The 10,736-nt window shown below is 64.8% G+C and carries 7 protein-coding genes and 2 pseudogenes; 4 read left to right on the forward strand and 5 right to left on the reverse strand.

All coding sequences use genetic code 11. The annotated features are described in order from the left end of the window. The first annotated feature begins 130 nt into the window (after positions 1-130). Together gyrB and ACYOEI_RS22215 are read left to right on the forward strand one after the other, a co-directional pair. On the forward strand, positions 131-2,737 hold the full coding sequence (gene gyrB / locus ACYOEI_RS22210; protein ID WP_462851762.1) for a DNA topoisomerase (ATP-hydrolyzing) subunit B: 2,607 nt from the start codon (positions 131-133) through the stop codon (positions 2,735-2,737). An 815-nt stretch (positions 2,738-3,552) separates the two neighbouring features. Next, positions 3,553-6,996, forward strand: coding sequence for a DEAD/DEAH box helicase (locus ACYOEI_RS22215; RefSeq protein ID WP_462851763.1), 3,444 nt, complete (start codon positions 3,553-3,555; stop codon positions 6,994-6,996). 91 nt (positions 6,997-7,087) lie between these two features. Here ACYOEI_RS22215 and ACYOEI_RS22220 read toward each other — a convergent pair whose 3' ends face one another. The 4 genes and pseudogenes from ACYOEI_RS22220 to ACYOEI_RS22235 form a co-directional block, all read right to left on the reverse strand. Continuing rightward, positions 7,088-7,579, reverse strand: a complete 492-nt coding sequence (locus ACYOEI_RS22220) for a hypothetical protein (protein ID WP_462851764.1) — start codon at positions 7,577-7,579, stop codon at positions 7,088-7,090. A 144-nt stretch (positions 7,580-7,723) separates the two neighbouring features. Next, a pseudogene (locus ACYOEI_RS22225) lies at positions 7,724-7,873 on the reverse strand (type II toxin-antitoxin system HicA family toxin); the annotation flags it as partial. Further along, positions 7,870-8,064 (reverse strand): type II toxin-antitoxin system HicB family antitoxin, encoded by a 195-nt coding sequence (locus ACYOEI_RS22230; RefSeq protein ID WP_462851765.1) that lies wholly within the window; start codon positions 8,062-8,064, stop codon positions 7,870-7,872. The pseudogene ACYOEI_RS22225 and the gene ACYOEI_RS22230, both read right to left, overlap by 4 nt. Before the next feature lie 480 nt (positions 8,065-8,544). Beyond that, positions 8,545-9,432: a helix-turn-helix domain-containing protein gene (locus ACYOEI_RS22235; RefSeq protein WP_462851766.1), complete on the reverse strand. Its 888-nt coding sequence runs from the start codon at positions 9,430-9,432 to the stop codon at positions 8,545-8,547. A gap of 652 nt (positions 9,433-10,084) precedes the next feature. Here ACYOEI_RS22235 and ACYOEI_RS22240 point away from each other — a divergent pair. Then, a pseudogene (locus ACYOEI_RS22240) lies at positions 10,085-10,147 on the forward strand (helix-turn-helix domain-containing protein); the annotation flags it as partial. A gap of 45 nt (positions 10,148-10,192) precedes the next feature. Then, the gene (locus ACYOEI_RS22245; RefSeq protein WP_462851767.1) at positions 10,193-10,318 is read left to right on the forward strand and encodes a hypothetical protein; all 126 of its coding nucleotides are present in this window, start codon (positions 10,193-10,195) and stop codon (positions 10,316-10,318) included. A 51-nt stretch (positions 10,319-10,369) separates the two neighbouring features. Here the strand turns inward: ACYOEI_RS22245 and ACYOEI_RS22250 are convergent. After that, the coding region (locus ACYOEI_RS22250; protein WP_462851768.1) for a hypothetical protein at positions 10,370-10,736 on the reverse strand (367 nt) is incomplete at its 5' end.

Here is a 10,736-nt window from a genome sequence, read left to right on the forward strand (position 1 = left end):
CCGAGGCTCGTTGCGGGCGGACGCCACCCCGGACGGGCCGAGCGGCCGGGGAGACGCCCCCGGGGGCGTCGATGCCCGTCGAGTCGGCCGTGGCTTGGCTCCTCCTTTGGTACGACCGAGGTAACCCGCGATGGACCTGAGCAAGACCGAAGGGGCCGAGATCGAGTCCCTCAACCCCCTCACGAATGGCGAAGACGGCGGTTTGCCGGGGGCGGGGGCGGGCTACACGGGCGCGAACATCCGGGTCCTCGAGGGGATCGACGCCGTCCGGAAACGGCCCGGCATGTACATCGGCGACACGACCCTCCGAGGTTTGCACCACCTCGTCTACGAAGTGGTCGACAACTCGATCGACGAGGCGATGGCGGGCTTCTGTAAGCATGTCCACGTGACGGTCCATGTCGATGGCTCGGTCTCGGTCATCGACGACGGCCGAGGGATCCCCGTGGACGTCCACACCGACAGCGGCCTCAGCGCGCTCGAGGTCGTCCTGACCAAGGTCCACGCCGGCGGCAAATTCGATCACGACACCTACAAGGTCTCGGGCGGCTTGCACGGCGTCGGCATCACGGTCGTCAACGCGCTGTCGGAATGGCTCGAGGCCGAGATCCGCCGCGGCGGCCAGGTCTGGCATCAGGAGTATGCACGGGGGGTCCGCCAGGGGCCTGTCCGCGCCATCGGACCGGCCAAGTCGACGGGGACGAAGATCTCGTTCCTGCCCGACTCCGAGATCTTTGCCAGGACCGACTTCGACTACGACATCCTCGAGAAGCGACTCCGCGAGCTCACCTTCCTCAACAAGGGCGTCGCGATCAAGCTGACCGACGAGCGGGGCGACGAGCCCAAAGAGGAAGAGTTCTTCTCGGCGGGGGGGCTTGCCGAATTCGTCGCTTATTTGAACCGATCCCAGCCCGTCGTCCACCCGCCCGCCGTACTTTCCGGCAAAGATGAGGAGCGTGCGGTTGAAGTTGAGGTCGCTTTGCAGTACAACGACTCGTATAGTGAACTGGTCGTCTCGTACTGCAACAACATCAACACGATCGAGGGGGGGACCCACCTGACCGGGTTCCGCACCGCCCTCACCCGCACCCTGAACAACTACGCCAAGGCGGCCACGCCGGCCAAGAGCAAGGATCTGGTGATCACCGGCGAGGACTTCCGGGAAGGGCTGACCGCGATCGTCAGCGTGCGAGTCCCCGACCCGCAGTTCGAGGGGCAGACCAAGACCAAGCTCGGCAATGGCGAGGTCGAGGGGATCGTCGCCAAGGTCGTCAACGACAAGCTCGCCGAGTTCCTCGAGCAGAACCCCGACACGGCCAGGAAGGTGATCAAGAAGGCCCGCGAGGCGGCCGAGGCCCGCGAGGCGAGCCGAAAGGCCAAGGAGCTCATCCGCAACCGCAAGGGGGTCCTCTCCGGCGGCGGACTCCCCGGCAAGTTGATGGATTGCACCACCCACGACCAGGAAGCCAGCGAACTCTTCCTCGTCGAGGGTGATTCGGCCGGTGGAACCGCCGAAGGGGGACGCGACCGACTCTATCAGGCGATCCTCCCCCTGAGAGGTAAGATCCTCAACGTCGAACGCGCCCGGCTCGACCGCGTCCTGGGCAATGAGGAGGTCCGCAACATCATCACGGCCGTCGGGAACGGGATCGGCGAAGAGGAGAACCCCTCCAAGCGTCGGTACGGTAAGATCGTCATGATGAGCGACGCCGACGTCGACGGGTCGCACATCCGGACGCTCCTGATGACCTTCTTCTATCGCCAGATGCCCAGGCTCGTCGCCGAAGGCCACCTGTACGTCGCCCAGCCGCCGCTCTACATGATCGTCAACAAGAAAGACCGGCGCTACGTCCAGACCGAGTCCGAGATGCAGGCGATCCTCGTCGAGAACGGTCTGGCCGATGCCCGGCTCGAACCCTTGAGCGAGAGGAAGGCCGGCGCCGACAATGGTCACGGTGAGGGTGGCGAAGGGACTGCGAGCGGATATATTGGTGATCGCCTCCAGATCCTCCTGGAGATCGTGACCGGGTTGGACCTGGGGCTTCGGGCGTTCGGTCGGCGAAACCTGCCGATCCGCGACTTCCTCGCACGTGCCCACCCGGCGACCGACCCGAAGGCCGACTCCCGCGCAGGTCTGCTCCCGCTCTACCACGTCGAGGACGGCGACCGTGAGGTTTGGCTCTACACCAAGGAAGAGCTCGACGCCGATCGACTCCAGTACGCCCCCGCCTCTGCTCCCGAAGCCGAGGCTGAGCCTGAGGCCGAGACCGCGTCGGAGGCCGCCGGGACGCCCCCGCCCAACTCGTATCGCGAGACCGAGCTGCACGAGGTGCGAATCCTCAACAAGTGGCTCGCCCGGCTCCGCGACGAATACGGCCTGCGGACCGACGTCCTCCTGCCGGTCGAGATCACCGGCGACGAACCTCCCCCCCGGTTCCTGCTCCATCGCGACGGCGATACGCATCCGCTGCTCGACCTCCGCTCGCTCGTGCGGACGGTCCGGCAACTCGGCGAGCGCGGGATCAAGATCACCCGGTTCAAAGGCCTCGGCGAGATGGATGCCGAACAGCTCTGGGAAACCACCATGGACCCGACCCGGCGCACCCTGCTGCAGGTCCAGCTCGACGACGTCGCCGCCGCCAACGACCTCTTCACGACCCTGATGGGCGACGACGTCGAGCCTCGCCGGGAGTTCATCGAGAAACACGCGCTGGAGGTGAAGAATCTCGACGTCTGACCGGCCCATCGCCGAGGCCTGTCGCCGCGATCCCGAGGTTTTCCTCCGCGATGGCACCTCGCTTGCTGATTGTTGAGGGCCAGGTTGGTGTCCTCGAGGTCATTCGGTCTCACTTTGGTGAGGTGGGCCTTGCCCATCGATTTCGGTGTCGGTCGAAAAGGCGGCGAACCATCCCCGTCCCGCCTCGCGATTTCCCAAGGGTCTCGGCCGCTGATCGGGGCCTCACGATCGCTTGGGTCATCGCAATGTTGAGGGGATCACCTCGAGTCGGAGGATGTCGGGAGTGGGTCTCTGAGTCGCCGGTATCGACGCGGCTTTCCCGAACACGACGACGTGGTCCGGCCGATCCGGTGTGGTCTTTCGAGGACGTTGGTTTTCCCAAGAGGAGCGTTGGGTCGGGGTTGAGTCCCCTCCGACCTCATGACTTCGAGGGTTGCTCGTAGGCGGAGTCGGCGATCTCTCGGCCGCAACGGCAGGTAGTCCGGGGCGGACGGGGCGGGAGATGGCCACTCCTTTATCGAATCGGTGAATGTGAAGGTCGGCTATTCGAGCTCGTGTGAGCCGAGGAATTAAGGTCGCGGCGAGCTCAACCTGGACCGTCGCGGCCGACGGCCCCTTTGGTATGCGGGGACGCGCCCTCGATCCTCCCCTCGGCGGCGGCGAAGGCATGCCCGCGACATCGTCCGGCCCTGGGCCGGATACCCTCGTCGGGAACGTCCCCCCCCGGTGGACGGGTCGGGGCAGCCTAGGGGACGCCGCGCCCGGCGTGACCGGTGCGGGGCGCAGCCCACCTTTGGCTTTGGCGACGAAGCGGATTGCATCATTCTCAGGCCGTCCGAAATGGGAAAGGGATGATGGGGATCGCCCAGAAAGTCTCTCGCATCTTCAACGACGCGGTCCGCTCGCGCGGGCAATCGTACTTTGCCAAGGGGCGGGTCGCCCTGATCTCGTCGGCCCCCGGCGAGGTCGTGGCCCGGGTCCGGGGTACGGCCAAGTATCGGGTCCGGCTGCGGACGCGCGGGAACAAGCTCCACATCGCCTGTTCCTGCCCCTACTTCACCCCGTTCGGCGAGCCCTGCAAGCACATCTGGGCGACGATCCTGATGGCCGATGCGCGAGGCCTGCTCCAGGCATCGCCGGTCCGTCCCCTGAAGCTAGTCAGCGACATGCCGCGCCGGCCGCCCGTCGTTCCCGAGAACGGGACCGGCACAAACTCCGGTTATGGTCCGGGGCATGGGCACGGCCATGGCCACAGTCACGGCCACGCTCATGGCCCTGGACCGGGGCCCGGACCTGGCGGGCCTGGGCCTGGTCCGGGACCTGGCCGGGATCTGAACTCACGCCAGGGGCGATATCGTACCAAAGAGCGCCCGGGCAGGGCCGGGTTGCCCCATTGGAACGGCGGCAAGGAGCCCCCGGGGACCGGGGTGCCTCGGGCCAAGCCGGTCAACCGGAACTCGAAGCGGCTCCTGGTCTACATCCTCGACGTCCCCTCGACGCTGAGCCACAACCAGGTCGTCATCGACCTTGCCCGTCGTCAGCGTCGGCCGAGCGGCGACTGGGGGCCGCTGAAGGCCTGGTGGCACGCGCCGGGGACCCCGCACGCGAAGTACGACCCCGAAGACCACGACCTGCTGACCCTGCTCGACGAGGCCCAGGCGCTCGCGCTGGCCGCCAACGGCGGGACACCGGGCGCCGGCCCGATCGAATCGATGGGGACGCGGCGCTATATCCTCCGCCACAACGCGGCGATGATCGTCGAGAAGCTCGGCAAGAGCGGCCGGCTCCGGCTTCGCAGGACCGAAGGCGAAGACGACCCGCCGACCATCCGCTGGGATGACGGCGTCCCCTGGCGGTTCTCGCTCGAGATCCGGCCCGAGCTCGGCGGCAAGCGCTGGTCCTGGCGCGGCTCGCTCCGCCGGGGCGACGGGCGAGGGGACCGCATGGACCTGGCCGAACCCCTGGTGCTCATCCCCGGCCTCGTGATCCAGGGGATCGGCCGCGCCGCGAGGTTCGACGACGTCGGCGTGCTCCCCTGGATCATCCGGCTCCGCCACGAGAAAGAAATCGTCTTCGCCGAGCCCCAGCAGGACATCATGCTCGGGCGGATCCTGGCCGAGGCCCGCGTCTCCCCCTCCGAGCTCGTCGAGACGCTCGACTTGGAGGAGATCAACACCACCCCGCGCCCCTGCCTGACCTTGCGCACGCCCCGGCAGAACTGGGGCCCCGGGTCCGACCGGCTCCTGGCCGAGCTCGAGTTCGACTACGGCGGGGCCGTCATCCCCGCCGGGAGGACAACCCCGCTGGCGGTCTCGACCGACCTGGCGCTGGTGATCCGCCGCAACCCCCAAGCCGAGGCCCAGGCCGACATCTTCCTGTTCGAACTCGGGTTCCGCGAGTCGAAGGATCCCCGGGTCGACCCCGGCACGATGGAACTGCCACCGAAGCGGATGGCCCAGGTGACCCGCGACCTCGTCCAGGCCGGCTGGCGCGTCGAGGCCGAGGGGAAGCTGATTCGCCCCGCCGGCGAGTTCAAGCTCGCCGTGACCACCGGCATCGACTGGTTCGAGCTCGGCGGTCAGGTCGACTACGGCGACCAGAGCCTCAGCCTTCCCGACCTCCTCGCCGCCGCCAGGCGGGGGGACTCGATGGTCACCCTCGGCGACGGGTCGATGGGCATGCTCCCCGAGGAGTGGCTCAAGAAATACGGCCTGCTGACCGAGCTCGGGACTTCCGAAGACGGCAACCTCCGGTTCGGCCAGGCCCAGGCTGGGCTGCTCGACGCCCTCCTCGCCGCCGAGCCCGAGATCCGGGTCGACGAGGCGTTCCAGAAGGTCCGGCAGTCCCTCCACAAGTTCGACGGCGTGCAGCCGATGGACGCCCCCGCCGGCTTCCATGGCGAGCTCCGGCCCTACCAGTGCGAAGGCCTCGGTTGGCTCGACTACCTCCAGAAGTTCGACTTCGGCGGGATCCTCGCCGACGATATGGGCCTCGGTAAGACGATCCAGGTCCTCGCGCTCCTGCAGAAGCGCAGAGCCCGCCGACAGGCGAAGAGCCCCTCGCTCGCGGTCGTCCCCCGCTCGCTCGTCTTCAACTGGATCCAGGAGGCGGCCAAGTTCACCCCGAGGCTCCGGGTGCTCGACTATACCGGCACCGGCCGCCACGCCCTGCGCGAAACGTTCCGTGATCACGACCTCGTGATCACGACCTACGGTACCTTGCGCACCGACATCGCCGAGCTCACCCAGTTCAACTTCGACTACATCATTCTCGACGAAGCCCAGGCGATCAAGAACGCCGAGAGCCAGGCCGCCAAGGCTGCCCGGCTCCTCCACGGGCGGCACCGCCTGGCCATGAGCGGCACGCCGATCGAGAACCATATCGGCGAGCTCTGGTCGATCTTCGAGTTCCTGAACCCCGGGATGCTCGGCGCCGGCTCGGTCTTCAAACGCCACGCCGACGGCGACCGCGCCCTCCTGGCCAAGTCCATCAAGCCGTTCATCCTCCGCCGGACCAAGGCCCAGGTCGTCCAGGATCTCCCCGAGAAGACCGAGCAGACCCTGCACTGCGACATGGAGCCGGCCCAGCGCAAGATCTACGAAGAACTCCGGGCGCACTACCGCCAAGCCCTCTTGCGCAAGGATTCGGCCGAGCTGAACCGCTCGAAGATCGAGGTCCTCGAGGCACTCCTGCGGCTCCGCCAGGCGTCGTGCCACCCCGGCCTGATCGACCCGACCCGCGTCGGCGAGCCGAGCGCCAAGCTCGACATGCTCTTGCCGCAACTCGCCGAGGTGATCGAAGAAGGGCACAAGGTGCTCGTCTTCTCGCAGTTCACGAGCTTCCTGTCGATCGTCCGCAGCCGACTCGACGAGGAGAAAATCACCTACGAGTACCTCGATGGCCGGACCCGCAACCGCGCCGAACGCGTCGAACGATTCCAGAACGACCCGGACTGCCAACTCTTCCTGATCAGCCTCAAGGCCGGCGGCCTCGGCTTGAACCTGACCGCCGCCGACTACGTCTACCTGCTCGACCCCTGGTGGAACCCCGCCGTCGAGGCCCAGGCCATCGACCGCTCCCACCGGATCGGCCAGACCGAGCGCGTCTTCGCCTACCGCCTCGTCTGCCGCGACACCGTCGAGGAGAAGATCCTCGAGCTCCAGCAGAAGAAACGCGAACTCGCCGACGCCATCCTCAACGCCGACAACCGCCTGATCCAGAACCTGACCCGCGACGACCTCGAGTTCCTGCTGACCTGATCCGGCCGTTCGTCGGGGCGGTCCTCATGCGAAGGTCGCCGAGGTTCCGTTCCATGGAGAAATGCCGGGTGGGCATTGCCCTCCACGTTGACTACCCAGCTTGTCGGCTTTGCATACGTTTTGAAAAACGCTTGAATCTCAAGTTTTTGATGAAAAGCGAATTTCGGAACAGGTGCGTCATCCTGTTGAAGAATCCGTCCCGATCCGGGTAGAGCGTGAAACGCAGAGAGCCACCCACCGCCGCTATCCGCCCCAGTAACTCGGTCGACAGCCCCTGGTTGAACGCCCAAGGCTCGGCTCCGCAGTCGTACCCGACGTTGAATTCCCTGAGAGTGCAACCGTCCCAGACCGACCGGAGCGGACCCGTCCACGACTCGACGACCTCGACCATCGCCGCGATGTTCGGCCCCAACTCCTCGAACCGCTCATGCGTCTCGAAGTAGGCATACCATAAGCCGTCCTCCTCATGGGTCACGTACATGGGAGGGACTCCCGCCGCCTTGAAAGCCTCCGCGAGTTCGGTCAGGTCGTCGGCCGAGTGTAAGACCAGGTCGGTATTCAAATAATGAATCGTGTTGTTCATCGTGCCTCGCGACTCTGCCGTGCGAGATCAACCCTCGGCCGGGACTCGCGGATCGATGTTATGTATGAAGGACACCATTGGGTTAGACGAAGGTTTACTCGCTGGATGCATCCTCATCTGGGACGCGAAGCGATCGAATGATCTTTTCGCCAATCGCTCGTTGATTTCTCGATGTCGTGGGACAGCTTGAAACTCCCGGCTTCTTGGGTTCTGATACCAATCGTGCTTCGCGCCGTGGCGGACCAGGACACACCCCATCCCTTCGATAATCTTGATGAGATCGACATGCTTCATGGGATGATCAGTGCCCCGACTTTGCGAGTGCCGGGAATCTTGTTTTGGCTGAGATCTAAATATAAATCTTTTAAATGCTCGATCAGGTCCTCGAGCGAATCGCCTTGAGTCCAGTAGTCCGGGTAGTCTTGCAGGTAACCCAGCCAGGCGTCGTCTTCTCGCCAGAAGAGATAATTCACTTCGATCGACATCCCTCGTCCTCCTCACCAAACACGAGTCTTCCGCCATCGTATCCTAGGCGGATCGCAATGCCCAGACGCCCTCGGTTGGGTCATTCTTGGGCTACTTTCGCCTCTGGCTTGGCTTCGCCCGGATTCAGAGAGACAAATCTGGACGGCCGAACGAGATGGGTCGTCCGTTTTGCGACGATTACCGTCTCGTTCTCGCGAGAATGACATGGTCTTCTTCCGTATCTTGTCGAGACTTAATCTCAATGGCCGCACAGAGCCCTGACGCATCCACGTCGACGAGGGATTCCCCATGCGAAACCTCCGTTGCTTCGCCATCGTCCCGGGTGGCTTGTTCCTCTTGAGTACGATGGCCCTCGCGGCCTGCGGCGGCCCGGATGGGGTCGGTGTCGCCAAACTCCCGGTGGGGAAGGGGGTGACGAGCAACTCAGGCAACTCCAGGAACGGGCCGCCCAGAAGCGGGCGAACCGGCCTCCCGGCCGGTCACGATGACCAAAGGCCCGAGGATCTCAGACAGAGGCGGGTGGGCCTGTCTCCGTATCGGCGGATGAGGCCCGGCGCGTCGAAGCGGGTGACTCGAGGCCGGGTCAGTCGCCGTCGCGGAAATAGTCGCTTGGGAGAGACTCCCATCGCGCGTCGGAACATCGTCGAGAAGGCGCTGGGGCTGTCGTAGCCGGTGCGGAGGGCCACGCGCAGCACCGGCTCTCCCGCCGCGAGCCGCTCGAGGCCGGCGAGGAGCCTCGCCTGCTGTCGCCAGACGGCGAAGGTCATGCCCGTCTCATCCAGGAAGATCCTCGCCAGCGTCCGGCTGCTCGCGCCGACCCGACGGCTCCACTGTTCGAGGGTCAGGGACTGCGACGGGTCTTCGAGCAGCGCGGTGCAGACCTCCGCGGCCCGGCGATCGGCGGGCATCGGCAGGTGCAGGGCCATCGCGGGCATGACCCGGATCTCGTCGAGGATCAAGGCCGCGACCCGACCGGCATGGCTGTCGGCCTTGTAGTCGTCGGGCAACTCCGCCGCCCGCAAGAGCAACTCGCGGAGCAGGGGGAGACTTCGACGACCGAGGGGACCGCGGGCAGATCCCCGGCGACGCTCGGCCCAATATACGCCGTCCGCATCTCGACCCGCCCCGACATCCGGATCCAATGCTCGACCCCCGCCGGCATCCGGATCCCCCGCGAAGGGGGGACGATCCATCGCCCCTGCGCGGCCCCGTTCGCCATCACCGCCGAAGCGGGAATAGATCAACTGGGCCCGTCGGTGGTCGTGCGGAGGGCCGCTTGTGCCATCGGGAAAATCGACCGCCATCGCCGCCAAAGGGCCGGCGGTGTGCTGGTAATCGGCCGAATCTTCGCTCTTCCCGTACATCATTGGCGTTGCGACAACTCCATGCCCTGCACGCTCGACAACGATAGAATACTCCCCGGCACTTCCCCCATACCGGCATCTTCGAGGAGCAAGTTGAGCCGATTTGCGACCCATCGTCCGCGTCAGAGGATGAGTACAGCGGTGTACCGAACAATCCTCCGGGTTGGGAGACGGACGGCAGGCTCTACCCACCGCAGAGGGACCGAGTTTGTGCCGTCCCGGGTTTCCCGAGGTCTTGCATTGCAATAGATCAAATTAAAATGTACGTATGTCCGATAGTAATGCCGTCGAGTCGAGGATGATCGCTACAGGAGCGGTTCACTTCGCGAAATCAGGCGCCAAATGGGAAAGGGGTTCGGGAATGAACCCAATCCAGAAGCTGCAGCGGTTCCTCCTGACCGCGTTCTCGGACGCCAAGGTCACGCTCGACGAGCCTCTCGTGGCAGAAGGCGTCTGGTCGATGAACGTGTTCCTGTCCGAATACCACCTCGCCGCTGCCTTGCAGGTCGGAAGGGGCTTTGGTGTCGTTTCAAGACGACGAGCATGGCTATGGGGAGGGGGCCCACGAGGTTTTCGATGATCTCGAACAGGCCCTCCCTCGGATCGTGAGCCTGCTTGCCTACAGGCTAACCTCCGTGCCTCGTGTCAGGTCGGGCTGAAAGAACTTCGCGAGGAACTCGGTCTGTCCCAGGAGGAATTGGGGAAGAGGCTTGGCAAGCGGCAGGCCTCGGGCTCCCGTACAGAGGCGCGATCCGACTTCCACGTGTCTACCCCCATGGACTTCGCCAAAGCCCTCGGAGCCAAGCTGGTGGTGAAGATGGTTTTCCCGGATGCGACCGAGAGGGAACTCAAGCCGGACGGAGAACTCGAGTTGAAGCTGGTGTCGTGAGATCTGGAGCGACATAATTTTATAGCTTTATTATTTATTTAGATTTGGTATTCATCCATCCTGTGACTTCCTGGATCGTGTCATCCTGCAAGACGTAATGGCCCCGTTGGCGTAAACGGCCGCGAAGACACCCGACTCATCGACGGAAGGTCCCGGAGAGGTGGCACGAGATTCCGAGAACCCGAGATCGATTCCCATCGTTAGGGTAGGAGGGAGCAGATGCCCCGTCGTCGCTCTTTCTTCATGAATTCTCAGTAGGTCGTTGACTTCATTCCAGGATCCGGTAATATAGTCCCTGTCGCCGCTGACAACGGTGGTGACGAGAAACGCGGCCGAGTGGTTCGGCAAGACAACTTGACCGAGCCCGATGGCCGCGATAATTCGTTCGCTGGACGATTCGGCCGGCGTGACATGCCCT

The sequence above is a fragment of the Singulisphaera rosea genome, assembly GCF_054877945.1.

What these genes read in the sequence shown, in the direction of transcription:
- ACYOEI_RS22230 (WP_462851765.1), bottom strand. Translation starts at nt 8,064, where the DNA reads ATGTCGATCGAAGTGAATTATCTCTTCTGGCGAGAAGACGACGCCTGG.
- ACYOEI_RS22220 (WP_462851764.1), bottom strand. Translation starts at nt 7,579, where the DNA reads ATGAACAACACGATTCATTATTTGAATACCGACCTGGTCTTACACTCG.
- gyrB (WP_462851762.1), top strand. Translation starts at nt 131, where the DNA reads ATGGACCTGAGCAAGACCGAAGGGGCCGAGATCGAGTCCCTCAACCCC.
- ACYOEI_RS22235 (WP_462851766.1), bottom strand. Translation starts at nt 9,432, where the DNA reads ATGATGTACGGGAAGAGCGAAGATTCGGCCGATTACCAGCACACCGCC.